Source organism: Clostridiales bacterium (assembly GCA_030016385.1).
Classification (GTDB): domain Bacteria; phylum Bacillota; class Clostridia; order Clostridiales; family Oxobacteraceae; genus JASEJN01.
The window spans coordinates 16,936-31,620 of sequence record JASEJN010000002.1; the positions used below are offsets into that span (position 1 = coordinate 16,936).

General features: G+C 38.1%; 13 protein-coding genes. 5 read left to right on the forward strand and 8 right to left on the reverse strand.

Going from position 1 to position 14,685, the window contains the following annotated elements; translation table 11 throughout:
* The first annotated feature begins 190 nt into the window (after window positions 1-190).
* Window positions 191-1,891: a phospho-sugar mutase gene (locus QME45_00605; GenBank protein ID MDI6617159.1), complete on the forward strand. Its 1,701-nt coding sequence runs from the start codon at window positions 191-193 to the stop codon at window positions 1,889-1,891.
* A gap of 130 nt (window positions 1,892-2,021) precedes the next feature.
* Here the strand turns inward: QME45_00605 and QME45_00610 are convergent, their stop codons facing one another.
* From QME45_00610 to QME45_00630, 5 genes are all read right to left on the reverse strand, one after another.
* Entirely contained in the window at window positions 2,022-3,071 is a 1,050-nt protein-coding gene (locus QME45_00610; GenBank protein ID MDI6617160.1) for a Gfo/Idh/MocA family oxidoreductase, read from the reverse strand.
* Between the two features lie 83 nt (window positions 3,072-3,154).
* Complete coding sequence (locus tag QME45_00615) at window positions 3,155-4,075, reverse strand: sugar phosphate isomerase/epimerase (protein MDI6617161.1); 921 nt, start codon at window positions 4,073-4,075, stop codon at window positions 3,155-3,157.
* Between the two features lie 19 nt (window positions 4,076-4,094).
* On the reverse strand, window positions 4,095-4,841 hold the full coding sequence (locus QME45_00620; protein ID MDI6617162.1) for a sugar phosphate isomerase/epimerase: 747 nt from the start codon (window positions 4,839-4,841) through the stop codon (window positions 4,095-4,097).
* 18 nt (window positions 4,842-4,859) lie between these two features.
* Window positions 4,860-5,948, reverse strand: coding sequence for a Gfo/Idh/MocA family oxidoreductase (locus QME45_00625; protein MDI6617163.1), 1,089 nt, complete (start codon window positions 5,946-5,948; stop codon window positions 4,860-4,862).
* Between the two features lie 120 nt (window positions 5,949-6,068).
* Window positions 6,069-6,935, reverse strand: coding sequence for an AraC family transcriptional regulator (locus QME45_00630; protein ID MDI6617164.1), 867 nt, complete (start codon window positions 6,933-6,935; stop codon window positions 6,069-6,071).
* Between the two features lie 345 nt (window positions 6,936-7,280).
* Here QME45_00630 and QME45_00635 point away from each other — a divergent pair, with 345 nt between their 5' ends.
* The 4 genes from QME45_00635 to QME45_00650 all read left to right on the forward strand — a co-directional run bounded on the left by QME45_00635 (window position 7,281) and on the right by QME45_00650 (window position 11,975).
* The gene (locus QME45_00635) at window positions 7,281-8,012 is read left to right on the forward strand and encodes a glycerophosphodiester phosphodiesterase (protein ID MDI6617165.1); all 732 of its coding nucleotides are present in this window, start codon (window positions 7,281-7,283) and stop codon (window positions 8,010-8,012) included.
* Entirely contained in the window at window positions 8,005-9,228 is a 1,224-nt protein-coding gene (locus QME45_00640) for an SLC45 family MFS transporter (protein MDI6617166.1), read from the forward strand. Before QME45_00635 ends, QME45_00640 begins: the two co-directional genes overlap by 8 nt.
* 48 nt (window positions 9,229-9,276) lie before the next feature.
* Window positions 9,277-9,723 carry an Hsp20/alpha crystallin family protein gene (locus QME45_00645; GenBank protein ID MDI6617167.1) on the forward strand — a complete coding sequence of 149 codons (447 nt, stop codon included), beginning with the start codon at window positions 9,277-9,279 and terminating at the stop codon, window positions 9,721-9,723.
* A gap of 407 nt (window positions 9,724-10,130) precedes the next feature.
* On the forward strand, window positions 10,131-11,975 hold the full coding sequence (locus QME45_00650; protein MDI6617168.1) for a SpoIID/LytB domain-containing protein: 1,845 nt from the start codon (window positions 10,131-10,133) through the stop codon (window positions 11,973-11,975).
* Window positions 11,976-11,997: 22 nt separating this feature from the next.
* Here the strand turns inward: QME45_00650 and QME45_00655 are convergent, their stop codons facing one another.
* The 3 genes from QME45_00655 to QME45_00665 form a co-directional block, all read right to left on the reverse strand.
* Window positions 11,998-12,333 (reverse strand): hypothetical protein, encoded by a 336-nt coding sequence (locus QME45_00655; protein ID MDI6617169.1) that lies wholly within the window; start codon window positions 12,331-12,333, stop codon window positions 11,998-12,000.
* 338 nt (window positions 12,334-12,671) lie between these two features.
* Entirely contained in the window at window positions 12,672-13,646 is a 975-nt protein-coding gene (locus tag QME45_00660; GenBank protein MDI6617170.1) for a D-2-hydroxyacid dehydrogenase, read from the reverse strand.
* 16 nt (window positions 13,647-13,662) lie between these two features.
* Window positions 13,663-14,574: a TIM barrel protein gene (locus tag QME45_00665; GenBank protein ID MDI6617171.1), complete on the reverse strand. Its 912-nt coding sequence runs from the start codon at window positions 14,572-14,574 to the stop codon at window positions 13,663-13,665.
* Between the last annotated feature and the right edge of the window lie 111 nt (window positions 14,575-14,685).

The window sequence follows — 14,685 nt, forward strand, 5'->3', positions numbered from 1 at the left end:
TTTAAAAATTTCTGTCCTGGTACATATTTTTTATATTAAGAACCGAAGTTTTTCTATCATTTTTATTTGCTAAAAACAATTTATAATATATAATATTTATTGATATAATAATGGTGGACAAATGGAGCAACACCCTTTTTAAATGCATCTGTCGAGTGTACTCTAATTGATTTTAAAGGAGCGTTTTTATATGGATTTCATGGATAGGTACAATCTCTGGCTTAATAGTCCGTACATAGATGACGGTACAAAGCAGAAGATAAGAGAGGTTACCGATAAAAAAATAATTGAGGACATGTTTTATAAAGACCTTGAATTTGGCACGGGAGGCCTCAGAGGAATCATAGGTCCCGGTACCAACAGGATGAATATATATGTTGTAAGGAGAGCTTCCCAGGGCATCTCAAACTATATCAAGAGGTTCGGTGAAAGCGCAAAACTCAGGGGAGTCGCCATAGCGTACGATTCAAGGCACAAATCCAGGGAATTTGCTATGGAAGCTGCAAGCGTTTTTGCAGGCAACGGGATCAAAGCATATGTGTTCGATGATTTAAGACCCACTCCGGAACTTTCCTATGCCGTAAGGAAACTAAGCGCTATAGCCGGTGTTGTTATTACTGCAAGCCATAACCCTCCTGAATATAACGGCTATAAGGTATACTGGGAAGATGGCGCGCAGGTTTCCCTTGACGCCGCCAATGAAATACAGGCAGAAATAAATAATGTATCGGATTTTAGCCATATACTTTATAAGAACTTGGATACTGCGATTCAAAACGGCCTGTTTTCAATAATAGGGACGGAGATCGACAATATGTACTTAAGCGATGTCAATTCTCTTTTGCTAAATAAAGAAATAATAAAGAAACACAGCAAGGATTTTAAAATAATATATACGCCTCTGCACGGTACGGGGAACAAACCCGTCAGGAAATCCCTTTCGCTTGCTGGTTTTGAAAATGTATATGTTGTAAAGGAACAGGAGATGCCTGATCCTGATTTTTCCACGGTAAAATCTCCAAATCCTGAAGAGCACAGCGCCTTTGAAATAGCGCTAAAAATGGCACATGATATAAAACCGGATCTGATACTCGGAACGGATCCCGATTGCGACAGGTTGGGCATATGCGTATTAAACAACGATAAAGAATATGTAACTCTTACAGGCAATCAGGTAGGCGCATTATTGACAGAATATATTTTATCCCAGCTAAAGGAAAAGGGCAAGCTTACAAAAAACGGGGTTATCGTAAAAACCATCGTAACTTCAGAACTGGGAAGAAAAATAGCCGCATCATATGGCATCGATACGATAGACACGCTTACCGGTTTTAAATATATTGGCGAAAAAATAAAGGAGTTTGAACAGACTTTAAAGCATACATTCATTTTAGGATATGAAGAAAGTTATGGATACCTGGCGGGAACATTTGTAAGGGACAAGGACGCTGTTATCGCTTCGACGCTTGTAAGCGAAATGGGCGCATATTACAAGGACAAGGGTACGACTTTATACCAGGCCCTTTCAAATATTTATAAAAAGTATGGATATTATGTTGAAAAATTAAAGTCCATAATATTAAAGGGAGCAGAGGGAAATGACCATATCCTGAGGATAATGGAAAACTTGAGGTCAAATCCGCCTGTTAATGTCGATACTGAGAACATTGTAAACGTAAAGGACTATATAAATGGATTCGATAATCTTCCGAAGGCAAATGTGCTGCAGCTTATAACCGACAAAAACTCAATTATAAGCATAAGACCTTCCGGAACAGAGCCAAAGATAAAAATTTATTACTCTGTCAACGGGAAAAACAGGGATGAAGTCGAAAAAAGGACAGGTTCATTAATCGAGAGCTTTGAAAAAATAGTAGATAAGATTAAATAGGGTATAAAAAATCAGCCGCTGCCGAAGCATTCAACTTAATTTCAAAAGCAAAAGCCTGGACAAACAACACTTTTTTCGTGTGACTGTCCAGGCTTTTCTGCTAACCGTCTAAAAATGGAATCCCTTTTTATTATATATCCGTATAAATGGACTTGCCGAGCCTGTGTGATTTAAATACAACTTCCATAAGCGAAAGCACCCTTCTCACTTCCGATGGTTTTACAATCAGCTCTTCTTTTCCATCAATTACATTTGAAACATTCCTGTAAAAGTCCTCCCATTTCACATCCACTTTGGGAAGAGCGATGGTTTCTTTTGTCTCAGGAGGCTGAGGAGCAAATGTGCGTGTGGGGCCCGCTTTAGTCTGAACTATAACGGGAGCTACTTTTTCAGCCAGTTTCTTTACTCTTGTAATGCTGCCTTCGCACTCGAAGTTATCGATAACCATCGTGCCGCGATTGCCGCACATAAACCACCTTGGCAGACTCTTCAGACAGAATGTGCCAAGCTCTATCTGCGCCGACATCCCGTTATCAAATGTGAGTATTATCTTGAAATAGTCATCCACTTCCGGATTTATTACGCTGTATAATTTTGCATATACTGTTTTAACTTTGTTAGGCACCATGTATAATATCTGGTCCAAGAAATGAACGCCCCAATCGTAGACCATTCCACCGCCGTATTCCTTTTTAGCACGCCATCCGTGAATCAGGCCGCCTGAGCCGTGAAGCCTGGACTCGATCGTAAATACATCCCCGAGCATGTTATCCCTGAATACTTTCCTTGCAGTATAATAATCTTTATCCCATCTTCTATTCTGATGGGCTGTAAAAACAACATGATTTTCCTTTGCAGCGGCTACCATCTCGTCAAATTCAGCAACCGATAGCGCCGCAGGCTTTTCAACAATTACGTTCTTGCCGGCGTTTGCTGCCGCTATAGCAAGCTCTTTATGCACATAGTTTGGCGTTGAAACCAAAACAGTGTTTATCTCGTCAGCTTTTAAAAAGCTCTCGAGAGTATTATATCCATGAAGGCCGGATTTTTTCGCCGCATCCACTCTATCAGGATCGATATCATAAGCTGCAGCTACATTAACGCCCTCAACATGGCAGGCGTTGTTTCTGTGCCATGTACCCATTCCGCCGTATCCTAAGATACCCAAGTTCAAAGTCATTCTTTATACCTCCGGTAATTTTACGGGCTCTGCCTTTGAAATATATTATTTCAGAGGCAGAGCCTTTTATTAAGCTTTATATATTATATAAACTGCTCAAGATGCTTCCTTCCGAGTATTAAGCCTTCCTTAACCTTATCTACGCTTCCCTCATACACCGGATCCTCATGCTCTGTGCTTATTACTCCATCATAGCCATTCTCTTTTAGTGTTTTTACAAATTTTCCCCAGTTTATCTGCCCTAAGCCAGGCATGCGGTATCTCCAGTATCCAGTTCCGGGAGTTGTTCTAAGCTGTTTATTGAATACTCCGTACTTCTTAAAATTATCTTCAAATATCTCAGTGTCCTTTGCATGTACATGGAATATCCTGTCGATGTATTTAGGAATAACATCGATATAGTCTATAAACTGCCATACAAGATGTGACGGATCGTAGTTCAGTCCGAAATATTTGCTTGGTATCCTCCTGAACATTTCATCAAAAAGCTCTGGAGTAAATGATATCGTCCCAGGCAAACCTTCGACCTGCCAGCCTTCCATAGGGCAATTTTCAATTATGATCTTTACATTCTTGCTTTCTCCATATGATACAAGATCCCCGAAAACTTTTTCAAACTCATCAAAATTCTCTTTAAGGTTTTTCTTTTCATTCCTGCCTATAAATGTACCTACCATATCGACACCTAAAAGTTTTGCAGCATCGATACATTTTTTTGTGTGGTTGTTTATAAATTTCCTCTTCTCAGGATCACTGCTTAAATTGTTATCATAATAAGCAAGAGATGAAATCTTAAGTCCATACTCTTTAAAATATTCCTTTATTTCTTCAGCCTTTTCAGGCGTAAGGCCATCGACATCCAGATCGCTGCTGGAATAATCCCTGTTGTTCAATTTTGGCCAACATGCAACTTCAAGGGATTTAAAGCCGTTTTCAGATGCCCATTTTGCTTTCTCCTTAAGAGGCATATTCCCCAAACATACTGTTAAAAAACCCAAATACATTGTTATCACCCTTTCTATATTATTTCAAATCATGCATTTTTTTAATATTGTCATAGCTTATTTTGATGCTCTCAAGAGGTGGCCTCCTGCATTCATCCTGCTCTACGACAAACCACTTTGCCCCGTTATTTAAAGATTCCTTGATTATCGGGCCGAAGTCTATTATCCCATTGCCAATCTCGGTATAAAACTTGTCTTCTTTTGCCATATCCTTAAGATGTATAAGTTCACATACATCCTTATGTTTATGAATGTAAGAAACAGGATCGACGCCGGCATATTTTATCCAGTAAACATCAAATTCAGCCTTCACAAGATCAGGATCGGTTTCTTTATATATTATATCCAGGCCTGTTTCCCCGTCATAAACATTAAATTCGTGGTTATGATTATGATAGCATAACTGAAGGCCGTTTTCTTTGCACTTTTTCCCTATCCTGTTAAGCTTTTGTGCAAGATCTATAATATCCTGCTTGCTTTTAAATGAAGCATAGGGACATACGATATATTTATTCCCTATTTCAATATTGTATTTTATTACATCGTCAAGATTATTGAAAAGATCGTCTATTCCCACATGGCTTCCTGCCACCCTAAGCCCAAGCCTGTCCAGATGTTTTTTCATCTGGGATGCCGTAAGGCCACCGTAGCCTGCAAACTCAACGCCCTTATACCCTATCTTTGCTACCTTTTCAAGGGTACCTACAAAGTCACGGTTAGCCTCATCTCTAACCGAATAGAGCTGCACTGCTAAGTTGATATTCATGAGCACACACTCCTTTTATTAATCAAAATATACAGGTTTCCCTGTCTTGCCTGATGTATAAATAGCTTCAAGTATCTTGCTTACTACAAATGCCTGTTCCGGTTTTGTAACAGGTTCAGTGTCGTTCAAAATAGATTGTGTCCATAGTCTTGCTTCTTTAAGACTCGGATCTTCACGTGAACCATCATAAAAATCGACTCCGCTAGCATCCAATGCCGGGGTTTTCACATATAGCTTGCCCATATCTTCTCCATTGATGCGAAGTCCGTTTTGCATATCGGCTCCGCCAAGAGTTCCGCACAAAGACGTCCTGGCTTCTCCGACTTCAAGGGTATTAAGAGCCCAACTGGATTCAAGTATAATGGTAGCTCCATTCTTCATCGTGATAAATCCAAATGCCGAATCTTCAACAGTATATTTATTTACATCCCAAGGGCCCCATGCATTTGCCTCGCTTGTTCTGCCTTTGAATTTATAATAAACATTTCCCATTACGCTCTTTACTTCATAGTTGTTCATCATCCATAGTGTCAAGTCAAGCGCATGAGTTCCTATATCTATAAGTGGCCCTCCGCCTTGCTCATATTCATTCAGGAAAACTCCCCATGTAGGTACCGCGCGTCTCCTTATAGCATGGGCTTTGGCAAAATATATTTCTCCAAGGTCTCCACGCCTGCATACATTATATAAATACTGGGAATCTGCCCTGAAACGGTTCTGATATCCTATTGTCAGTTTTTTACCGGTACGTTTGGCTGCCTCAACCATCGCTTCGGCACCTTTTACATCCTTTGCCATTGGTTTTTCACACATAACATGCTTTCCGGCCTCTAAAGCATCCACAGTTATCATAGAATGTGACCTATTCGGCGTACAAACATGGACAACCTCGATATTCGGATCTTTTAGAAGTTCTTTATAATCGGTATATACTTTGGCATCACTTGTGCCGTACTTTTTTGCGGCTTCAACGGCCCTCTCCTCTATAAGATCGCAAAATGCCACCATCTTTACATATGGAAGCTTCGAAAGCGAAGGCATGTGCTTTCCGTTTGCGATACCGCCACAACCGATGATTCCGATTTTTAGAACTCTTTCATTTCCCATAAGTTTAACCCTCCAAACATTTTAGCAATTTTTGTGCTAATTTTTTGCCTTATTTATATTATTCTCTTCTATTCGTCACTATTATATAGGAAGAAATATAATAATTCTTCACTCTTATTGCTAACTACTTCTAATATTTTGCTCTTTTCTATATTGAGTCGGCGAACACCCTTTCATATCTTTAAAAACCTTGTTGAATGTTTTGATGCTTAAAAAACCTGTCTTATATGCTATCTGGGTAATGCTGTCGTCACTGTTCATGAGAAACCATTCGGCTTTTGTTATCCTGAAACTGTTCAGATATTTGTGGAATGTTATATCAGTATTGTTTTTGAAAAATCTTGAGAAGTGATATATGCTAAACCCGGCAACTTTTGATATCTCATAGAGAGTAATCGGGTTTGCATAATTATTCGATATGTACTCAAAAACATTTTCGAGCCTTTTGATGCTTTTCTTATGGCTGTCCACCTCTTCCGGTTCATAATTATCCTGCGGGACATACCTTAGCAGCAAAACGGCAATATCTATCAGCCTTGCTTTTATCGCAAGCATATATCCCCTCTCTTTCCTGGCATTTTCACCGATAAGTTCATTTATATACCTTTCAAAAGCAACTTTTACATTATTATTCCACTGGCTGCTAATTTTTTGCGTTTTGGCAAAGACCGATTTTATGCTTTTTATCTCGTCGGTATTCCCGAATACATCATCGAATATCGATAAATCAAACTGTATCACAACTCTCTGATCGTCATTTTTTGCAGGTAGAAAATAATGGGCATCTGCACTGCCGATTAAAAGTATATCTCCCTTGTTAAGATGAAATATTTTTCTGCTTATTCCTACATTGACACCGCCCTGCGTTATATAGATTATTTCAATTTCTTTATGCCAGTGAGGCTGAACGCCGCAGCTTCCGTTATTTATAAACAGCCTGAATTTAAAGCTGTCCTTGAAAATATCCTTTTCAAACCGCCCTTCCACAAATATCCCCCCGAATGAAACAGAAAATGTGGGGCACATATTTTATATTTGAAGAATATTATTTCAATCGCTAATTGCTCTTTCCATAATATTCTTCAAATAATATATATACCCCTGAAAATGCATAACATTTTAAATATATTATAACAGTTTTTTTAAAATATAGAAAATATACTTAAATAAGAATGATTCGCAATATAAAATCGGTTGCTGAATATAACACAAATATAACACAAATTTTATAAAGGAATTTTATCTGTTTTATAGAATATATTTAATGGATTGATATATTACAGCGATTACAGCATTTCCTACCAAATAATTAAATAAGGAAAGGTGAATATTATGGTTATAAATTATGCCCACAGGGGATCAAGCGGGTATTATCCGGAAAATACGATGCTTTCTTTCGAAAAAGCCGTAGAAGACGGATGCGATGGCATTGAAACAGATGTTCAGATGACAAAAGACGGCGTTCTCGTGCTCATACATGATGAAAAAGTGGACAGAACTACAAACGGAACCGGCCATGTAGGCGATTATACTTATGATGAGCTTTTGAAACTGGATGCAGGTTCTTGGAAATCAGAAAAATTTTCCGGATGCAGGATTCCCGCATTCGAGGATCTTCTGGAATTTGCAAAAGAAAAAAATATCAAAATAAATTACGAGATAAAGACAGGAATCGTCATGTATGAAGGGATCGAAGAGAAGATAATAAATACCATATACAAATATGGTATGGAAAACAATGTGATACTGTCAAGCTTCAACCATTATTCAATGGTGGAATGCAAAAAAATATCCAGGGAAATAAAAACCGGACTTCTTTATGCCGATGGGCTTTACAAGCCTGAAATATACTGCAGATATGTTGGCGCTGATGCCATACATCCGGTACTGTACGCCATGAGGGAAGAAGTAATAGGAGGGGTTAAGGCGGCAGGAATACTGATAAATGTTTATACCGTAAATGATGAGAAATATATGAAATATTTTATAAAGCTCGGTGTCGACGGCATTATAACAAATTATCCCGACAGGCTGAGAAAAATACTGGTGAATAAAAATGCATAAGATTAAATATAGTAAAACATTTTTGCTGGGATTCGGTTTTTTTGCCATAAGCATATTGTGGTCCGTTTATAATGCGTTCATGCCCAAGATACTCAGCAATTTCATAAGCAGTGCGACAATTATAGGCTTTATAATGACGATAGACAATTATTTTGCCATGTTTATACAGCCCTCCGTCGGAATTATGAGCGACAAGATAAATACAAGGTATGGCAAAAGGATGCCATTTATAATGGTAGGTATGCCCATTTCAATTATACTCGTAATACTGCTTGCCAATTACAGCAGCTTTATAATGCTCATAACCTGCCTTGTACTTATGAATCTTTCGATGAGTATATACCGCTCACCTGTAATCGCTCTGATGCCCGATATAACATATAAGGAAAACAGAAGCAAGGCAAACAGCATAATCAATTTTATGGGAGGCATCGGCGCTGTTATAGCATATTATGCTGGTTCGAAGCTCTGGAATATAAACCAGAAATATCCTTTTTATCTTGCAGCATTATTGATGCTCATATCTTTTATAGTCCTGTTAAAATATATAAACGAAAAAAGAGATGTAATCGAGTATGAAAAAAATGAAAACAGAGGCAGTTTTATACGGAACTTCATCTCCGTCGGAAAAAATAAAAATACTATTTTCCTGCTTGCAGCCATCTGCACATGGTTTATAGCCTTTTCAGGCATCGAAGCTCTTTTTACCCTTTATGGCATAAACTTCCTTAAAGTGCAAACAAGCGCTGCCACGACATCATTTTTATTTATATCGGTTTCATTTTTGATATTTGCTATACCTGCCGGCATTATCGGAACAAAAATAGGCAAAAAAAAGACTATAACGATTGGGCTTGTGGGACTAATAGCAAGCTTTGCAGTAATAGTATTCTTGAGAAATCTGACGGTTATAAGGGCGCTGTTCCTGTTATGCGGACTCTTCTGGGCATTCATAAACATAAACTCATATCCGTATGTGACTGATATGGCTCCGAAAGGGCAGACCGGAACATACACGGGCTTTTATTATTTCTCATCATCTGTTGCTGCCATAATATCTCCCCCCCTGCTTGGAGCTGTCATCGATTTAATCGGATATAAATATATGTTCGTATATGGCATGGTATTTTTCTTAATATCGCTTTTGCTCTTCATCAATATAAAAAGTACCGGAGATAATAAACTGAATGAAAATATGGAACAAAATATAACATAGTTTAATATACTATAAATATCAGCATTATTCTCAATTGAAGGGGTTTAAATGAGCTCAGCAAAAAGCAGCAAAAGCGTCGATCTAAGTTATATAAAAAGAATCGTTTCAGAGGTTATGGGCGAAGAGCTCTGGAATGGGTTCTACGATGTAGTAACGACGGAACGTCCAAGGATCGATATGTATGACGATGGCTCCACCATAACCTTGATTGCCGAAGCGCCGGGTATTTTAAATCCCCAGGATGTATTGATTTCGGTTACCGGGAACAGACTGAATATCAGAGGAATATCAAAGGACAAATACCAGCGTAACAGGCCTGGCAAAACCTTAAAAAGCGAATGTCTGTATGGAGCATTCAACAGATTTATTGATCTGCCATGCAGTGTCGATGAAAATAACATAAAAGCTGTTTATGAAAATGGCATGCTGGAAATCGTAATACAGAAAACCAGCGGAACCGATGACAAAACAATCGAAATCGAATTTAAAAAGTAAAAAATTCTGCATATGGATTTTTATTTCAAGAGACTGCCTCGGAATAAAAAAATAATACAAAATATTGAGTGGCTTAATTTGTAAAGTCGATATATTGTATATAAAATTTATTTTGAGACAGCCTCTTTTTATATCTTATTTTTCCAATGTTCTTTCCACAATATTCTTCAAATAACTTTGATGTACCTGTATTACCCAGGCACAGTTTAATTTTTCTGTTATAATATCCTATTATATGAATAAAATATTATAAAAAATACAATATGTAAAATATGGTATTATTATATATAAGTGGATTTTGTTTATGCCAGGCATGCATTAATTTTGATGCGCCAGATTTACAGCCGGTAAATTTTATTATTTGAAGGAATGTGATATTATTGAGATTTAAAAAAGGTAAATATTCTATGATAACCTTTCTTCTTTTGCTCTTGGTATTATTTGTTTTATATAAAGAAAACGTGATATTTGTTAAGTATGCAGATCAGGCTGTGCTCATAGCCAAGACGGAAGAGAGCCAAACGTATAACTACAAGTTTCTCATGGATAAAAAGGTTGTAAATCTAAAATCAAAGGACAAGTCTATAAACATAAGGGACAGGGTAGTGAATTTTAAGTACAGAAACGATACTATTGTTGAACTCCTATCTGCTGTCAAACCCGTAAATGAGAAGGTAATGTCAAGACACAAGGATAAAATTGAGCTGGAATTTTCAGGAGATATCGGCTACTCAAATAATTTAAATGTATATAAAATATCAGGAGGTAATTTTTCAAATGCATCCACTTCATCGATCATCGTCGGTTCAGGCAATATAAGCGTATATAAAGATAAAAGAAATAATGCAAGAACAATAATAATCGAAGGTACTATGCAGGTGGACCACATTAGGGTCGGCCTCAAAAGTGATAATTTTCAATCCTTTATGCATGGTAAGCTGTCATTCATTTCAGACGATGGGGTCAAAGTAGAAGATAAAAAGGCAAAAAAAGTCTTTATTGCGGATGCCGATTCGAGAATAGACATTTCGCCTGAGGGAAACGGTATCGCTGTTTCCGATGGGACAAATAATATTGTATTTAAAAACAGAGTATATGTTTCATCAGTGAATGGTAATAGAATAAAAGTCCTGTCATATAAAAGAAGCTATGGATATCCGGACTATAAAGGTGTATTTGAAGTAACCCGGACAGGAGGTAAGCTGCAGCTTATCAACGAAGTGGATATCGAAGACTATCTGCATAGAGTCATACCAAGCGAAATGCCTTCCTCATTCGGGCTTGAGGCCCTCAAGGCACAGGCTGTAGCAGCAAGGACATATGCGATTTCAGACCTTTTAAGCGGAAGATATGCAGATATGGGTTTTCATGTGGATGACAGCACATTGAGCCAGGTTTACAATAATAACAGGGGCTCCAGCATTACAGATAAAGCAGTCGATGATACAAAGGGGATTGTTATGACATACGATGGGAATCTGGTGGATGCAAAATATTATTCCACTTCCCACGGCTACAGTGCCAGTGCAGATGAGATCTGGTCATCCAACGGGAAATTTCCAGGTACCAAAGTGCCATATCTTGCAGTCCAGAGTTTTTTGCTTAGCAATCAAAAATATGATCTTTCAAAAGAAGCCGACGCTCTTAAATTTTTTAAGGACTGGTCCTTAAAAAGTTATGATTTGAATTCACCATATTTCAGGTGGAAAGTAAATTTCACAAAGGACGAACTCAAGAATACAATAGAAAAAAATCTGCCTTTAATATATGAAGACCAAAAGGATTATATACTTACACTATCCGGCAATGAATTCAAAAGCATACCTATACCTGAAAAACCCCTTGGGGATTTGATGGATATCACTGTCTCAAAGCGCGGAGGAGGCGGCAATATAATGGAACTTATTATAAAGGGGAGCAGGGGGACTTACAAAGTTTTAAAAGAGCTTAATGTAAGATATGTAATACGCCCGAGAAAATCCGATACGGGTTCCGGCAGAGATATAGCAATAAAAAGGATAAAATCCGGTGATTTGATCAATAACTCCCTCCTTCCTTCAGCCTTTATGGTTTTTGATATTATAAAAGATTCAGAAGGGTCGATAAGCAATATAAACATTTATGGAGGAGGGTTCGGACACGGTGTCGGAATGAGCCAGTACGGGGCAGGATACCTTTCATCCAAAGGATATACATTTGATAAGATATTAAAAACATACTATCATGGTGTTACGATTCAACATATGCAATAAAAAAAGCCCTCTCGGGCTTTTTTTAAAACAACAATCCACCAAGCGCCAGCCCCGTTAGAAAAGGCAATCCAAAAAATGGCCTTCCAACTGGAAATGGGACAGGTCCCGGTGGGAAAAACGGTCTTGGACCAAAAAACGGCGGTCTCGGACCGAAATATGGCGGCCTTGGGCCGAAATACGGTCCGTAGAATGGCCCTGGACCAAATGGAGGCTGTCTGAACATCGCCTCATCATCTTCCGTATTATCCGATGCTTCGATATTATCACTTTCAGCCGGCAGTTCTGCTTGTGCCTGCGTATTATATGGACAGTAAGAACACGGGTAATACGACATATATGGATTATAGCCGGTCAGCATTAAATGTCCTCCTGAAAATTTATAATTACATTACAGTATATTACAGATACATTATATTTGTTACAATTATTTTCCAGTAAAATATATTTTATGAGGTCATTCATTTTACACTTTGAAATAAGTATATATAGATTATTTGAAGAATATTATGGAAAGAGCAATTAGCGGAAAGTCTTTAGAGTCTGTTAACGCATGTTCAGGATAAGCAGAATCATGTTTGAGCGTAACGAGTTTTGATTCTGCCCTGAACAAGTTTACAGACTCTAAAGACTGTGAGCTTAGCGATTGAAATAATATTCTTCAAATATAAAAAATACACCAATATGACTTTGAAATTATTATCTATTTACAACATTCACAGGAGTTCCTGATAAAAACTTTTGCAGATTATCCACAGCGATATTCATCAAACGAATTCTTGATTCCTTGGGGGCCCATGCAATATGCGGTGTTATAATGCAGTTTGGCGCATGCAGCAGAGGATTATCCATTTTTGGAGGTTCCTTTGACATAACATCCAAAGCAGCTCCTGCAACCTTTTTGCTCTTTAAAGCCTCCGCAAGATCTTCATCAACTATAAGAGGACCCCTCGATGTATTGATTATCATTACTCCATCTTTCATCTTCGAAATAGTATTTTTGTTTATTATACCCTTTGTGCTTTCAAAAAGCGGTGCATGAAGGCTTATAACGTCCGAATTTGTAAAAAGCTCATCGAGATTGGCATACTTCAGTGTATCGGATTCCAGCTCTTTTCTTATATGCATGTCATTTGCAATAACTTTCATCCCAAAAGCCTGTGCAATCCTTCCTACAGCTTGGCCGATTCTTCCGAAGCCAATAATACCCATAGTCTTTCCTGCAAGCTCTATTAGCGGATAATTCCAGAAGCAGAAGTCCTCGCTGTTTGTCCAATCACCATTCTTTACAGCTTCGCTGTGCATCCATACATGATGGCACATTTCGAGGAGCAGAGCAAATGTCATCTGTGCAACCGCCGTTGTTCCATATGTGGGTATGTTTGTAACAACAATCCCCAGTTCCTTTGCCGCTTCAACATCCACGATATTATATCCTGTTGCAAGTACTCCTATATATTTCAATTTAGGCATTTTCTTTAAGTCGGCCCTTGTTAAAGGTGTTTTGTTGACAAACACTATTTCAGCATCCCCGGCCCTTTTAAATAATATATCCTTGCCATCTTTCTCCACATTTGTACGGTCATATACGGTCAAGTCCCCAAGCTTTTCAAGCCCTTTCCATGAAAGGTCTCCGGGGTTTAAAGTATACCCGTCAAGAACTACTATCTTCATATATTGTGCCTCCCTTTTATAACCTCGCCCACGCAAGGTTCAATACTCTTTTTGCATTCGCTATAACCAAATCAGGATCTTCATCGCCGAAAGGTTTTACCTCAAAGCTGAATATCGGCCTCTTCTCCTGGTCAAAGAATCCGATATATTTTAAGACTTTCAAATACTCCGTAAGTTCGTCGACATCGTTTTCTCCTCCAGGGAATCCGAACCTTGGATGTGAATCACCATATCCGGGCAGTCCCTTATCCTTTACAACACAATTTCCCATATGCGCCTGCACTATATAATCCCTTATGGGAAGCAATGCCTGCTCTATTGTTTCATGGAGCATCGGTATGTGGCTTAAATCAACTAAAAGCCCGAAGTTATCATATTCTTCTCTTATTTCCTCAGCGAATCTTTTTGCAAGATCAACAGGTCCTATTAATGATCTTTTATCTACATCGTAGTCAAATACCTCAAGAGTTACCCTGAGATTGCCCTTACTTTTAGCATATTTACAAAGCTTTTTAACAGAATCTACAAGGGCTTTATATGCCTCTTCTTTTCTGCCTTCCTCATATTTACCGCTTAAAAAACCAAAACCCGATGCACCTATTTCATAAGCTTCGTCGATCCCTTCCTTTAATGTGGAAAGCGCCTTATATCTTCCGTCATCACTCAAATCATTTATATTAAGTCCGGTCGTGAGTAACCTCGGCTGCCCACCGTAAGCAACAGCAATGTGCGAAACTTCAGCCATCTTTTTAACATTTTTTCTTACATTACTGTCCTTTATCCAGCTAATCTCAACAGCATCAAAATAGTCATCAAGAGCTATCTTTCTGAATGTCTCCTCTATCGGGCCTTCACCTTTCATAACAGATGGATACGCCATAAAATGTATAAGACCCACCTTGCAATACTTATGTATAGATTCTAACATGCTATCCCTCCTAATTTTGTGTGGTTAAATGTAAGTTTTGTTGTTTTATTAAAATATATCTTTTCAAAGCAACAAAATACATCATCTAAGATAATTATACTATTATAATCA

What these genes read in the sequence shown, in the direction of transcription:
- QME45_00660 (MDI6617170.1), bottom strand. Translation starts at nt 13,646, where the DNA reads ATGAAGATAGTAGTTCTTGACGGGTATACTTTAAACCCCGGAGACCTT.
- QME45_00635 (MDI6617165.1), top strand. Translation starts at nt 7,281, where the DNA reads ATGGTTATAAATTATGCCCACAGGGGATCAAGCGGGTATTATCCGGAA.
- QME45_00615 (MDI6617161.1), bottom strand. Translation starts at nt 4,075, where the DNA reads ATGTATTTGGGTTTTTTAACAGTATGTTTGGGGAATATGCCTCTTAAG.
- QME45_00655 (MDI6617169.1), bottom strand. Translation starts at nt 12,333, where the DNA reads ATGCTGACCGGCTATAATCCATATATGTCGTATTACCCGTGTTCTTAC.
- QME45_00610 (MDI6617160.1), bottom strand. Translation starts at nt 3,071, where the DNA reads ATGACTTTGAACTTGGGTATCTTAGGATACGGCGGAATGGGTACATGG.
- QME45_00605 (MDI6617159.1), top strand. Translation starts at nt 191, where the DNA reads ATGGATTTCATGGATAGGTACAATCTCTGGCTTAATAGTCCGTACATA.
- QME45_00640 (MDI6617166.1), top strand. Translation starts at nt 8,005, where the DNA reads ATGCATAAGATTAAATATAGTAAAACATTTTTGCTGGGATTCGGTTTT.
- QME45_00645 (MDI6617167.1), top strand. Translation starts at nt 9,277, where the DNA reads ATGAGCTCAGCAAAAAGCAGCAAAAGCGTCGATCTAAGTTATATAAAA.
- QME45_00665 (MDI6617171.1), bottom strand. Translation starts at nt 14,574, where the DNA reads ATGTTAGAATCTATACATAAGTATTGCAAGGTGGGTCTTATACATTTT.
- QME45_00625 (MDI6617163.1), bottom strand. Translation starts at nt 5,948, where the DNA reads ATGGGAAATGAAAGAGTTCTAAAAATCGGAATCATCGGTTGTGGCGGT.
- QME45_00650 (MDI6617168.1), top strand. Translation starts at nt 10,131, where the DNA reads ATGATAACCTTTCTTCTTTTGCTCTTGGTATTATTTGTTTTATATAAA.
- QME45_00620 (MDI6617162.1), bottom strand. Translation starts at nt 4,841, where the DNA reads ATGAATATCAACTTAGCAGTGCAGCTCTATTCGGTTAGAGATGAGGCT.